Below are 13,413 nucleotides of genomic sequence, written 5' to 3'. Positions count from 1 at the left end.
TTAAATATTTTTACAATATATGGCGTTATTACTTTATTTTTTTTTAGATTAGTAACTCATATTATAAACACACTATACTTAATGAAGAAGAGAATTTTGATCAGTGATATAGCAAAGGCTTTAGGGGTTTCGGTTACTACGGTATCTTTTATATTGAATGACAAAGCCAAGGAGAAGCGTATAAGTGAGTCATTGACAAAGCGAGTTCTTGATTATGTTAAAAAAGTCGGCTATAAACCTAATGAGCTTGCTAAAAGTTTACGTACAGGTAAAACGAAAATTATCGGTCTCATCATTGAAGATATTTCAAATCCATTCTTTGGTAATATCGCGCGTTTGATTGAAACTAAAGTTTATGAGCAAGGATACCGGATTATCTATTGTAGTACCAATAATGATAGCGAGAAGACCAAAGAGCTGATCGGTATGTTTAATGATCGACAGGTTGATGGTTTTATCATTACACCTTCCGAAGGAATTGAGGAGACAATTTCTAATTTGATTCAATCAAATGTGCCTGTTGTTTTATTTGACCGCTATTTGCCGGATGTGGAAACAGATTATGTTATTGCAGATAATTTTCAAGGCGCCTTTGATGCCACCGTTCATTTTAATGAGCAGGGCTATAAACGAATCGGTCTAGTGTCGTTATACTCTGATCAGACCCAAATGCGGGATCGCCTAGATGGCTACATGAAAGGTATGGATCAATTTAAGAAGCAGGTATACATCAAAAAAATACAACTGGACGCATCAGAAGCAGAGGCAATTGATGACTTACATGAGTTTGTTGTAGATAATCGCCTAGATGCTGTTTTATTTGCAACTAATTATTTGGCAATTACAGGACTTAAGTCTGGGAAGAAACATAATTATAAATTACCGGCACTAATTGCATTTGATGATCATACGGTATTTAAATTGCACGAACCTGCCATCACTGTTGTTTCGCAACCTATTGAAGAAATTGCGGATCACATTATCAATATTTTATTGTTAAAATTGCAGGGTAAAGCCAAATCAATTAAACATCTGACACTACCCTGCGAATTGAAAATACGTGAATCTTCTATTTTGAAGCAATAGTATCTGCTACAAATACCATAGAAATGGAGTTGACACAATGACGTGTGTTTTTATCGGTCAATCTTTCGCCGATGAAAACATGCCCGAGGTGTGCTCCGCATGCGTTACACAGAATTTCTGTTCTTCTTCCATCTGCATCTGTTTCTTTTCGTATGGCCCCTTTGATTTCATCATCAAAACTAGGCCAGCCACAATGCGAATCAAATTTATCTTCCGAACGATAAAGTGCAGCATTGCATCTTTTGCAAACGTAAGTTCCTTTTGTTTTATTATCCAGTAGGGTGCCCGTGTAGGGACGCTCCGTTCCTTTGTGAACAATAACATGTTCCTCTTCTGGCGTTAATTTGTTATATTTTGTTGAATCTTCCATTGTCTTAAAGATTGATGTTTGTTTTGAAGCTTGATGCGTCTGTGCATTACAGGAGGTTATTAAAAAAATCAAGCCATATAAAAATACTAATTTTTTCATTATAACTGCATATCCGTAAAGTTACAATTCTCTAATCAATTCTTTGTCAGCATACTGTTATCAAGAATCACTTTCGGGCAGTTTTGAATTTTTTTATGTCCTATTGATGTCTTAAATTTGAGGCTTATCAATTTCCGCCTTGAAGTACAAGAGGTGGTTTAAATCTGCATTAAATAGTCATTTTAAAATAATTTAGAACGATTATAAATTGATAAATAACGTCACAAAATTGTCAGGGATTTATTAATAAGTTATACTTTTGTGGCATTACTAGGCAGAGTGTGCTCTGTTTAGAATGGTGTTTAAATTTTTATATTCACAAATAAATAGTATAAAGTGTTAAATATGAGAAATATCTCATCCGTTTTGGGAAAACTTGCGAGGATAGCGTCAATGAGTTTGGTGCTGTTATTTGCCGTTACGACGCTGCATGCGCAAGATGTCAAGGAAGGTGAAAAAATCTTCAAAGCAAAGTGTACGAGCTGTCACAAAGTTGATAGAAAAGTTGTTGGTCCTGCCTTAAAAGGTATTACCGAAACTAAGTCTGAAGAGTGGTTGATTAAATGGATTAAAAACTCTCAAGCTTTAATTGCTTCCGGTGATGCCGATGCAATTGCAATTTTTGAGGAGTACAATAAATCTGTGATGACTTCTTTTACAGATTTATCAGATGATAATATTAAGTCAGTATTGGCTTATATTAAAGCTGAGTCTGTTGAAAAACCTAAAGGTGAATTGCCTCCGGGTGAAACTGCGAAAGATGACAATGCTAACTTGTTTATGATCTTCGGATTAATAGGTGTAGTTGTTTTGGCAATTGTTGTTATTGTTGTTTTAAACCGTGTCATCCGTACTTTAGAGAAGGTTATCGCAACAAATCAAGCTGCTGTTGAAGCAGAAGAGGAGCCTCAAACGAGTTCTAAATTCCTTGCTTTTGCTAAAGCTTTTGTTAAGAACAAGAAATTAGTCGGATTTGCTGTATTAATGCTTGTTGCTTTATTGGCTGTTGGTGGTTGGAAAACCATGTGGAACGTAGGTGTTCACACAGGTTATCAGCCGGTTCAACCGATTAAATTCTCGCACCAATTACACGCGGGTGTAAATAAAATTGAGTGTCAATATTGTCACGGTGGTGCTTTTAAATCTAAAAATGCATCTATTCCTTCTGCAAATGTTTGTATGAACTGTCACAATACGATTACTGGTTCGGAGCATTATGATGGTGAAATTTCACCTGAGATTGCAAAAATCTACCGCGCATTGGACTTTAATCCAGAGACTCGTACTTACGGAAACAATCCTAAGCCGATTCAGTGGGTTCGTATTCACAACTTGCCAGATTTTGCTTATTTTAACCACTCACAACACGTTACAGTAGCAGGAGTAGAGTGTCAGACTTGTCACGGACCTATTGAAACAATGGAAGAAGTGTATCAATACTCGCCATTAACAATGAAATGGTGTGTGGATTGTCATAAGGCAACAGATGTGAAATCAGATAACAAATACTACGAAGACTTAATCAAAGCGCATGAAAGCATCAAAAAAGGTGAAAAAATGACAGCGGCGATGATCGGTGGTCTTGAGTGTGGTAAATGTCACTATTAATAATTATTCAGAAATACGCAATCTTATATACAGCTTAAATGGATAGCAATAAAAAATATTGGAAAGGTTTGGAAGAATTGAAACAAACACCTGCTTTTGTAGAAAAAAGCAAGGGTGAGTTTGCCGAATCTATTCCTGTAGAAGATGTCTTAAATGAAGCAGGGTTGAGTACAAAAACTCCTCGCCGTGACTTCTTAAAAGCATTAGGTTTTGGTGTTGGGGCTGTTACTTTAGCAGCTTGTAACAGCACTCCTGTGCATAAAGCAGTTCCTTATTTAATTAAACCAGAGGAAATTACTCCAGGTATTCCTAACTTTTATACTTCGACTTTTAACGGTCAGAGTATCTTAGTAAGAACGCGTGAAGGTCGTCCTATTAACGTAGAGGCAAACCCGAACGCAATTGGTTTAAATCAAGGTACAGATTCGGGAACTGCAGCATCAGTTTTAGACTTATATGATGAGTCTAAATTAAAAACAGCCCAAATAAAAGGGCAGGATGTTGAATGGTCTAAATTAGATAGTACTGTTATCGCTGCGTTAAATGCAGCAGCTACTGCTGGAAAACAAATTACTATTGTTGCAAGCACAGTAAATAGTCCTACTACATTGGCTGCAATCGCTAAATTAACGGCGAAGTACCCAACGACTAATTTGGTTCAAGTAGACGCTGTTTCTTATAGCGCTATTATTGAAGCGAATAAAAACTCCTTTGGTAAAGCAGTTGTTCCTTCATACAATTTTGAAAAAGCAAATGTTGTTGTTTCAGTAGCAGCTGATTTCTTAGGAACTTGGTTAGCTGGCGAGGAGCATACACAGCAATATATTAAAAACCGTGATTACAAATCATTGAAAAATGGTAAGATGTCACGTCACATTCAGTTTGAGTCGGGTCTAAGTATGACCGGTTCAAATGCCGATGTGCGTATCGCAATTAAACCTTCGGAAGAAGCAGCTGTTTTAATTTCATTGTATAATGCAATTACAGGTTCTTCTTTAGCAGGTGGTATTGCTGCAAAAAGAGCACAAACTGCGGTTACTTTAGCGGCAAAAGAATTGTTAGCGAACAAAGGTGCTGCTGTTGTGGTTGCTGGTTCGAATGATATTAACATTCAAACATTAGCAAATGCGATCAACAGTGCATTAGCTTCATACGGATCGACAATTGATTTAGATAATTTCTCTAAACAACATCAAGGTTCAGACGTTGCATTTTCACAATTCTTGACAAACGCAAATGCAGGTCAGGTAGGTGTTGCTTTATTCTTAAACAGTAACCCTGTTTATGATTATTTCAAAGCTGAAGACGTGAAAGCGGCATTGAAGAAAGTTGATTTTACATTATCTTTCTCTCAACGTGCTGATGAAACAGCTTCAGAATTGACTGCTATTGCTCCAACAAATACATTCTTGGAGTCTTGGGGTGATGCTTCTCCAAAAGAAGGTTTATTCTCAATCGTTCAACCGACAATTAATCCTGTATTTAACACACGTCAAGCGGATCAATCTTTATTGGTTTGGGCGGGTGATACAACAGATATCTATTCATTCGTTAAAAACCTTTGGACTTCAACTATTTTAGCTGGAAGTACAAAGAACTGGAATAGCGTTTTGCAAACTGGATTTGAATATAAAGGTGCAAAAACTGCAGCTTCTTATTCATTCGCTGGTAATGTAGAGGCTGCTGCTAGTGCTGCTATCGCAGCTGCTAAAACAGTAGTTGGTGAGTTCGAATTGAAATTGTATGAATCAAGTGCTTTACGTGACGGTAGATATGCAAATAATGCCTACTTACAAGAAGTTCCTGATCCGGTTTCAAAAGTAACTTGGGACAACTATGCTGCTATTAACCCTAAAGATGCTGAGAAATTAGGATTGGGTGAAGATGCAACAGTTACTGTTGAAGCTAACGGTTACAAAGTTGAGTTACCAGTTGTTCAACAACCGGGACAAGCTTTGGGTACTGTTTCAGTAGCCATCGGTTACGGACGTACTAAAGTTGGTAAGGCTGGTAATAATGTAGGTAAAAATGCTTACCCTTTTGCAAGCTTAGTTAATGGTACAATTCAGTTTGTAGCTAAAGCAACTATCGCTAAAGCGAATACGATCTATCAATTAGCGCAAACACAAACACACCACACAATCGAAGGTCGTAACATCATTCGTGAAACTACTTTCGCTAAATATTTAAAAGATCCTAACTCAGAGTCAGGCCGCTTTACAGATAAACACAAAACGTATGATTTGTGGAACAAGTATGAGCAACCAGGTCACAAATGGGTGATGGCAATCGATTTAAATGCATGTACAGGTTGTGGTTCTTGTATCGTTGCTTGTAACGTAGAAAACAATATTCCTGTTGTAGGTCGTGATGAGGTTCGCCGTCGTCGTGAGATGCACTGGTTACGTATTGACCGTTACTACACTATCGAAGAGGATGGTAAAGAATATACAAAAGAAGCGGATATTGAAAAACTGAATAGTTTCGAAAATGTAACCGTTGTTCACCAACCGATGTTATGTCAACATTGTGCACATGCACCATGTGAGACAGTATGTCCAGTATTAGCTACTGTTCACTCATCAGAAGGTTTGAACCATATGGCTTACAACAGATGTTTCGGAACACGTTACTGTGCGAATAACTGTCCATATAAAGTACGTCGTTTTAACTGGTTTAACTACTGGAATGATTCACGTTTTGACAACTACTTGAATAATGAGTTTACACAATTGGTATTAAATCCAGATGTAACGACACGTTCACGTGGGGTTATGGAGAAATGTTCGATGTGTATCCAACGTATCCAAGCGGGTAAATTACATGCGAAAATGGAGAACCGTAAAGTAAAAGACGGCGATATCCAAATGGCGTGTCAACAAGCATGTTCTGCAAATGCGATTATCTTTGGTGATGCTAATGATCCAGAATCAGAAGTGTCTAAAGCATTACGCAATGAGCGTGTTTATTACGTACTTGAGGAAATCAATGTACAGCCGGGTATCGGTTATATGACAAAAGTTAGAAACACTTTTGAGGCGTAATCTTGTTCATTATTTGAAATAAAAATACTATGTCATCGCATAACGAATCAATATTAAGAGAACCATTAATGACCGGTAAGGACATTACGTATGCTAAAATTACGGATGATATCTTACTACCGGTTGAAAATAAACCGAATAAAGCATGGTGGATCGGATTCACTGTAGCCGTATTAGGTGCTTTATTATGGGTAGTCAGCGTTAGTTATACCTTTTGGACAGGTATCGGCGCTTGGGGTCTGAACAAAACTGTAGGCTGGGCTTGGGATATCACCGACTTTGTGTGGTGGGTAGGTATCGGTCACGCAGGTACGTTAATTTCGGCCGTATTATTAATTTTCCGCCAGAACTGGCGTAACTCCATCAACCGTTCGGCAGAGGCGATGACGATCTTCGCCGTTATCTGTGCCGCAACTTATGTTGTAGCTCACATGGGGCGTCCTTGGTTAGCATACTGGATTTTCCCTTTGCCAAACCAGTTCGGATCTTTATGGGTTAACTTTAACTCACCATTAGTATGGGATGCATTTGCGATCTCTACATACTTCACGGTATCCTTAGTATTCTGGTACTGTGGTTTATTACCGGATATCGCGACTATTCGTGACCGTGCTACTGGTTTAAGACAAAAGATTTATTCTGTATTGTCTTTCGGTTGGAACGGATCAGTAAAAACTTGGCAACGTTTTGAGATTGTGTCAATTATCTTGGCAGGTATCTCAACTCCATTGGTACTTTCGGTACACACGATTGTATCTTTTGACTTTGCAACTTCTGTTATCCCAGGATGGCATACAACAATTTTCCCTCCATACTTCGTTGCTGGTGCGATCTTCTCAGGTTTTGCAATGGTGCAGACTTTATTGTTGATCTTACGTAAAGTAATGAATTTTGAGAATTATATCACGATGTTCCACATTGAAGCCATGAATAAAATTATCATGACGACAGGTTCTATCGTTGGTATTGCATATTTAACAGAGTTATTCATCGCGATGTATTCACAATCGGAGTATGAAATGTACGCTTTCCAAAACCGTATGTTTGGTCCTTATGCTTGGGCTTACTGGTCAATGATGACTTGTAACGTAATTTCTCCACAATTATTCTGGTTTAAGAAAATCCGTACAAGTATTCCTATTTCATGGATCTTATCAATCGTGGTAAACATCGGTATGTGGTTTGAACGTTTCGTAATTATCGTGACTTCATTACACCGTGATTATTTACCTTCATCTTGGGCTATGTTTTACCCAACTTGGACAGATGTTGGTATTTTCGTTGGATCGATCGGCTTATTCTTTACATTGTTCTTATTGTTCTTACGTTTCTTACCAGGTATCGCGATTGCAGAGGTTAAATTATTGCTGAAAAGCTCTAGTTTACAACAAAAAACGAAATTGGTTAAAGAAGGCGCATTCCCAGCTGAACAAGTGGAATACTTTAGAGATTCTTTAGGTAAATATGATTCGGTAACAGAACAAGAAATTAAAGAGTTAAAATAATAGCAATGGGCAATACAAAATATATATTAGGTAGTTTTGCTGATCCAGATGAAATGATGCATGGGATCGACAAATTGCAGAAAAATAATGTAAGCATCTATGATTGCTTTACTCCAATGCCAATTCACGGTATTGAAGATAAATTGGGCGTTAAACCTTCGCGTTTGCCTATTGCAGCATTTTGCTTTGGAGCATTAGGAACAACATTAGGATTCAGTTTGTTGTACTATACAATGGTACACGACTGGCCAATGAATATCGGCGGTAAACCATCATTCGCTATCCCGAACTTTGTTCCAGTAACATTTGAGGTGACTATTTTAATCTGTGCCTTGGGTATGGTTGCAACTTTCTTTTATCGCAATCATTTATTCCCGGGACGTACACCTCGCGTAATGGATTTAAGAGCTACAGATGATCGTTTCGTTATCGCTATAGATGCTCGTGAGAACACAGACCATGCTTTGATCGATTCTTTATTGAAAGAAGCCGGTGCTGTAGAAGTTAAGTACAATGATAGAAAATATGTTAGTTATGAATAAGAAGAATTTACTAGTTACAGTATGTGCAGCTCTGTCATTGACAGCAGTCGTTTCTTCTTGTGGTGACAAGACTACTCGTAGTACAGGTTGGGAGTTTTCTCGCAACATGTACGATCCGATTGCTTTCAATCCTGATCAACCAAACGAGAATTTTAAAAACAAGCAAACTGCACAAACACCTCCAAAAGGTACAGATCCAATCGGTTTTACCAGATTTGAATATGCTAACACTTTGGAAGATTACGAACGCGCAGGACGTGAAGTTACTAACCCTTTTGAGTTAACACAAGCAAGACTTGAAAAAGGCCAGGCTTTGTTTACTACTTACTGTGCTGTTTGTCATGGACCAGAAGGTAAAGGTGATGGTTCTATTACAAAAGACCGTGAAATTACAGATTCTAGAGGCACACGTAAGCTTGAGAATTTCCCTAATCCACCGTCTTATCATAAAACGGATGCTGCAAATTCTTCTCGTGGCGGTATGATGGCTGATTTGACAGATGGTAAGATTTACCATACGATTTATTACGGTCACAACTCAATGGGATCGCATGCATCGCAGTTGTCTCCTGAAGAACGTTGGGAAGTTGTTATGTACGTTCATGAATTACAAAAGAAATAATCTAACATCAGATAAATAAATGGGAACTCACAATCATCATCACGATTATAATTTCAACGAGCGATTCGAGTTTGCTGGTAAAGCAAAAACATTCAGTATCATCGCAATCGTTGTTGGTATAGCTGCAGTAGCCTACGGAATGCTTATGGGCGATCATATTCTAGTAGAGCGTACTTATGCTAACTTATTATTGATGGGTTATTATTTTACATGTGTATGTGCTGCTGGAGCTTTTTTCCTGGCATTACAATATGTAACACAATCTGCTTGGTCAGCTGGTATCATCCGTATACCTCAGGCTATGGCAGGTATTTTGCCTATTGCGTCAATCATTTTATTAGTGATTGTTGCATTGGGATTAAGCACTCACAATCTATACCATCACTGGTATGCAGAAGGTCTTACAGATCCGAATAGCCCTGCTTATGATAGTATCATCGCTGGAAAGTCATGGTATTTGAATTTTTCAGGTTTTTTAAGTCGCCAGGTAATTTTTATGGGACTTTATAGTATTTTTGCCATTATCTTAGCGAAATTGTCTTATAAAGAAGATTTAGAAGGTGGTTTAAATTCTTATAAAAAGAGCTTTAAATTATCAGCTATATTTTTAGTTATTTTTGGTTTTACAACTCCAATTTGGTCATTTGATACCATCATGTCATTAGAAGCACATTGGTTTTCTACGATGTTTGGCTGGTATAACTTTGCAGCAATGTGGGTTAGTGGTCTTTGTGTGATTACAATTATTCTAATTGTATTACAAAAAGCAGGTTACATGAACTGGGTAAATGAAAATCATTTGCATGATCTAGGTAAATTGATCTTTGGTTTTTCTATCTTCTGGACTTACGTTTGGTTTGCACAGTTTATCTTAATCTGGTATGCTAACATGCCTGAGGAAACTGTATATTTTTACAAACGTTGGGAGCCAGAATATAAACCATGGTTCTGGTTAAACATTGTTATTAACTTTTTAGCTCCTTTATTGCTTTTAGTTGATCGTGATGCAAAACGTAAGAAAAATGCCATGTTATTCGTTGCGATTTTATTACTTGCAGGTCACTGGTTAGATTACTATATCATGATTATGCCTGGTACAGTTGAATCTCACCGTGGATTTGGTATTGTAGAAATTGGTACAGCACTTGGATTTGTAGGTTTATTTACATTCTTAGTAATGAGTAAATTGAGTAAACAAAGCTTAGTCGCTAAAAATCATCCTTTCTTGGATGAGAGTTTACATCACCAAATATAGTTTCGCTTTTAAAGGGATATTACGTAAAATCGTTATAAAGAAATGAGCTTTAAATTAAATAATAGATTCAAATCCATCTCAGGTTTGGTCCTTGCAATCGGGTTGTTATTCACAGTCCCATCTTTTGCAAGCCAAGATTCTGTAGTGGTAGATACGACTAAAGCTACGGAAGCTGTTGCAACTAATGCAACAGCTGCTGGAGCAAATGTTGTCGATTCGGCTACAACTGCAAAAGCAGAAGTTGCTGCGTCAGCAGGTACGTCTACAACAAAAGTTGACGCCAAAGCTGCAGAGGTAGAGAAGAAGATAGACCCTCAAGTCTATAAAAACTTCATTTATTATGTTTTATTATTCTTAGTTATCTGTACAGTTGTTGCAGTTATCGGTAAAGTTATCTCAATCTATGAGTTAACAAATAAGATGAATAAAAAACATAATCCTTTAGCATCAAATAGTTTCCAGGCATGGTTATTATTCATCTTCTTATTTGTTTTCTTAGGGGGTGTTTATTATTCATTCTCTCACCATGGCGGTATGGCATGGAGAGATGCTGTAACAGAGCATGGTGCGAAGATTGATACGATGTTTATCATTACGACAGTTATTACAACATTTGTATTGGTTATTACACACATTTTATTACTGACGTTTACGTTCGTTTATAGAATGAAGAAAAATGGTAAAGCTTACTATTTACCACATAACAATACGATTGAAAAAATCTGGACAATCGTTCCAGCTGTTGTTTTAACAGTATTGGTATTGTTCGGTTTCTTTACATGGAGATCAATTACAAATGTGCCAGAAGATTTACAAAAATCTGCTCTTCAGATTGAAGTGTTAGGTGAGCAATTTGCTTGGAGTGTTCGTTATTCTGGATCAGATGGTGTGATTGGGAAACGTAATTATAAAATGACAACTCCGACGAATCCTTACGGTATCGATTTCAATGACAAAAATTCATGGGATGATATCCAAGGATCTGATATTGTAATTCCGGTTAATAAGTCAGTACGTTTCCACATCATTTCAAAAGATATTATTCACTCATTCTACATTCCTGATTTCCGTGTTCAGATCAATGCTGTACCGGGTATGACGAATTACTTCCAGTTTACACCTACGGTGACTACAGAAGAAATGCGTGAGCGTATGAATGACTACAAATATGATTACGTTATGTTATGTAACAAAATCTGTGGTTCTGGACACTATAATATGCAGAAAAAAGTTGTAGTTGTTACGGAAGCGGAATATAAAGCATGGTTAGCGACGCAAAATAAATATTTTACTGAGGATTTACAGAAAGAGTTTGCCGCTAAGGATGCAAAAGCTCCACAGTTAAAAGATAGCGTAAACGTTACTGCTTCATTAAATTAATTAGAATAATTGAATTTTAAAAACGAATATGTCAAGTACAGTTATTTCGCATAGCGCTGAGCATCACGATTCGCACGGACATCATCAAGAGTCATTCATCTCGAAGTATATCTTCAGTGGTGACCACAAGATGATTGCTAAGCAATTTTTGATCACGGGTATTTTCATGGCGGTATTTGCTATGATCATATCCATCTTATTCCGTATCCAACTTGCGTGGCCGGATAAAGAATTTCCAATTTTGGAAGTATTCTTAGGTAAATGGGCTGCAGGTGGTCGTATTGCACCCGAATTTTTCCTTTCTTTGGTAACCATACACGGTACCATTATGGTATTCTTCGTTTTAACAGCGGGTCTATCGGGTACTTTTAGTAATTTACTGATCCCTTATCAAATTGGTGCACGCGATATGGCGTCTCCTTTGATGAATATGTTGTCCTACTGGATGTTCTTCGTAGCTTCAGTTATCATGATTGCTTCTTTCTTTGTTGAAAGTGGACCTGCATCAGCTGGTTGGACAATTTACCCACCGCTATCTGCAGTACCTACAGCAATTGCAGGTTCTGCTACAGGTATGACTTTATGGTTAGTAAGTATGGTACTTTTCGTAGCTTCACAGTTGATCGGTGGTATTAACTACGTAAGTACAATTTTGAATATGCGTACTAAAGGTATGGATCTTTGGAAAATGCCTTTAACAATCTGGGCTTTCTTCTTAACTGCCATCGTAGGTATGTTATCTTTCCCGGTATTAGTATCAGCAGTTGTTTTATTGATTTTTGACCGTTCATTCGGTACTTCTTTCTACTTATCAGATTTAGTTGTTCAAGGTCAGATTTTACCTAATGAAGGTGGATCTCCAATTTTGTTCCAACACTTATTCTGGTTCTTAGGTCACCCGGAAGTTTATATCGTTGTAATGCCTGCATTGGGTCTTACTTCGGAGGTTATCTCAACAAACTCTCGTAAACCGATCTTTGGTTACCATGCCATGGTTTACTCGTTAATTGGTATTACAGTTTTATCATTTATCGTTTGGGGTCACCATATGTTTGTGACAGGTATGAATCCTTTCTTAGGAGGTGTATTTATGATCACAACATTAATCATTGCAGTTCCTTCTGCGGTAAAAGCATTTAACTACATGGCGACATTATGGAGAGGTAACATCCGTTTCACTCCAGCGATGATGTTTGCTATTGGTTTAGTATCTTTCTTCATCTCAGGTGGTCTTACAGGATTATTCTTAGGTAATGCAGCATTAGATATCAACTTACACGATACTTACTTCGTTGTAGCCCACTTCCACTTGGTAATGGGATCTGCTTCGATCTTCGGTATGCTATGTGGTGTTTACCACTGGTTCCCTAAAATGTTTGGTCGTATGATGAACACTAAATTGGGTTACTTACACTTCTGGATGACATTTATCGGTGCTTACTTGGTATTCTTCCCGATGCACTTTATGGGTATAGATGGGGTTCCACGTCGTTATTATGCATTTACAGAGTTTGCCTTCATGGAGAAATGGGTTTCTGTTAATATGTTAATTACTTGGGCTGCTATCGTTGCAGGTTTAGGTCAAGTAGCTTTCTTGTTCAATTTCTTCTACTCCATTTTCTTTGGAGAAAGAGCTCCTCAGAATCCTTGGAAGTCCAATACATTAGAGTGGACTACTCCAGTAGAACATATCCATGGTAACTGGCCAGGAGAGATCCCAACAGTACACCGTTGGCCGTATGATTACAGTAAGCCAGGACATGATGAAGATTTTATTCCTCAGACTGTACCTTTCTCAGAAACAATGAGCTCTAATTTCCTTCATGATTTCGAAGGTAATGAAGAGGCTGAGCGTATCCAGACAGAATGGGATGCTCAAAATAAAAAATAATTAAGAACGAT

At 37.6% G+C, this 13,413-nt stretch carries 10 protein-coding genes; 9 read left to right on the top strand and 1 reads right to left on the bottom strand.

Translation table 11 applies throughout. The features are described from left to right. Positions 1-81: 81 nt before the first annotated feature. Positions 82-1,086, top strand: coding sequence for a LacI family DNA-binding transcriptional regulator (locus FHR29_RS17645; RefSeq protein ID WP_132843804.1), 1,005 nt, complete (start codon positions 82-84; stop codon positions 1,084-1,086). On the opposite strand, the gene FHR29_RS17640 is transcribed toward FHR29_RS17645, so the two are convergent. Beyond that, positions 1,070-1,555, bottom strand: a complete 486-nt coding sequence (locus FHR29_RS17640; protein ID WP_132772423.1) for a methionine-R-sulfoxide reductase — start codon at positions 1,553-1,555, stop codon at positions 1,070-1,072. The two genes, FHR29_RS17645 and FHR29_RS17640, sit on opposite strands and share 17 nt — an antisense overlap. 345 nt (positions 1,556-1,900) lie before the next feature. Here FHR29_RS17640 and FHR29_RS17635 point away from each other — a divergent pair, with 345 nt between their 5' ends. Genes FHR29_RS17635 through FHR29_RS17600 form a run of 8 tightly spaced genes read left to right on the top strand, consistent with a single transcriptional unit; the run spans position 1,901 to position 13,402 of the window. After that, positions 1,901-3,163, top strand: a complete 1,263-nt coding sequence (locus FHR29_RS17635) for a c-type cytochrome (RefSeq protein WP_132843801.1) — start codon at positions 1,901-1,903, stop codon at positions 3,161-3,163. A gap of 38 nt (positions 3,164-3,201) precedes the next feature. Beyond that, complete coding sequence (locus FHR29_RS17630; protein ID WP_168128268.1) at positions 3,202-6,207, top strand: TAT-variant-translocated molybdopterin oxidoreductase; 3,006 nt, start codon at positions 3,202-3,204, stop codon at positions 6,205-6,207. A gap of 29 nt (positions 6,208-6,236) precedes the next feature. Continuing rightward, complete coding sequence (gene nrfD, locus FHR29_RS17625) at positions 6,237-7,712, top strand: NrfD/PsrC family molybdoenzyme membrane anchor subunit (RefSeq protein WP_021189355.1); 1,476 nt, start codon at positions 6,237-6,239, stop codon at positions 7,710-7,712. Between the two features lie 5 nt (positions 7,713-7,717). Then, a complete protein-coding gene (locus FHR29_RS17620) occupies positions 7,718-8,254 on the top strand; it encodes a DUF3341 domain-containing protein (protein ID WP_021189356.1) in 537 nt (178 codons plus the stop codon). Next, positions 8,238-8,876 carry a c-type cytochrome gene (locus tag FHR29_RS17615; RefSeq protein WP_380918722.1) on the top strand — a complete coding sequence of 213 codons (639 nt, stop codon included), beginning with the start codon at positions 8,238-8,240 and terminating at the stop codon, positions 8,874-8,876. The genes FHR29_RS17620 and FHR29_RS17615 overlap by 17 nt, the downstream gene beginning before the upstream one ends. Positions 8,877-8,895: 19 nt before the next feature. Further along, positions 8,896-10,131 (top strand): hypothetical protein, encoded by a 1,236-nt coding sequence (locus FHR29_RS17610; protein WP_021189358.1) that lies wholly within the window; start codon positions 8,896-8,898, stop codon positions 10,129-10,131. 42 nt (positions 10,132-10,173) lie between these two features. After that, a complete protein-coding gene (locus FHR29_RS17605; RefSeq protein ID WP_183916040.1) occupies positions 10,174-11,511 on the top strand; it encodes a cytochrome c oxidase subunit II in 1,338 nt (445 codons plus the stop codon). A 28-nt stretch (positions 11,512-11,539) separates the two neighbouring features. Next, the gene (locus FHR29_RS17600) at positions 11,540-13,402 is read left to right on the top strand and encodes a cbb3-type cytochrome c oxidase subunit I (protein ID WP_183916038.1); all 1,863 of its coding nucleotides are present in this window, start codon (positions 11,540-11,542) and stop codon (positions 13,400-13,402) included. The last annotated feature ends 11 nt before the right edge of the window (positions 13,403-13,413 follow it).

It is taken from the genome of Sphingobacterium sp. JUb56, assembly GCF_014191365.1.
Classification (GTDB): Bacteria; Bacteroidota; Bacteroidia; order Sphingobacteriales; family Sphingobacteriaceae; genus Sphingobacterium; species Sphingobacterium anhuiense.
The sequence above is the reverse complement of the archived record's forward strand: the minus strand, read 5'-3'. Positions and strand labels throughout refer to the sequence as shown.

Coding starts and splice junctions, on each gene's coding strand:
- FHR29_RS17645 (WP_132843804.1), top strand. CDS start 82: ATGAAGAAGAGAATTTTGATCAGTGATATAGCAAAGGCTTTAGGGGTT.
- FHR29_RS17640 (WP_132772423.1), bottom strand. CDS start 1,555: ATGAAAAAATTAGTATTTTTATATGGCTTGATTTTTTTAATAACCTCC.
- FHR29_RS17635 (WP_132843801.1), top strand. CDS start 1,901: ATGAGAAATATCTCATCCGTTTTGGGAAAACTTGCGAGGATAGCGTCA.
- FHR29_RS17630 (WP_168128268.1), top strand. CDS start 3,202: ATGGATAGCAATAAAAAATATTGGAAAGGTTTGGAAGAATTGAAACAA.
- nrfD (WP_021189355.1), top strand. CDS start 6,237: ATGTCATCGCATAACGAATCAATATTAAGAGAACCATTAATGACCGGT.
- FHR29_RS17620 (WP_021189356.1), top strand. CDS start 7,718: ATGGGCAATACAAAATATATATTAGGTAGTTTTGCTGATCCAGATGAA.
- FHR29_RS17615 (WP_380918722.1), top strand. CDS start 8,238: ATGTTAGTTATGAATAAGAAGAATTTACTAGTTACAGTATGTGCAGCT.
- FHR29_RS17610 (WP_021189358.1), top strand. CDS start 8,896: ATGGGAACTCACAATCATCATCACGATTATAATTTCAACGAGCGATTC.
- FHR29_RS17605 (WP_183916040.1), top strand. CDS start 10,174: ATGAGCTTTAAATTAAATAATAGATTCAAATCCATCTCAGGTTTGGTC.
- FHR29_RS17600 (WP_183916038.1), top strand. CDS start 11,540: ATGTCAAGTACAGTTATTTCGCATAGCGCTGAGCATCACGATTCGCAC.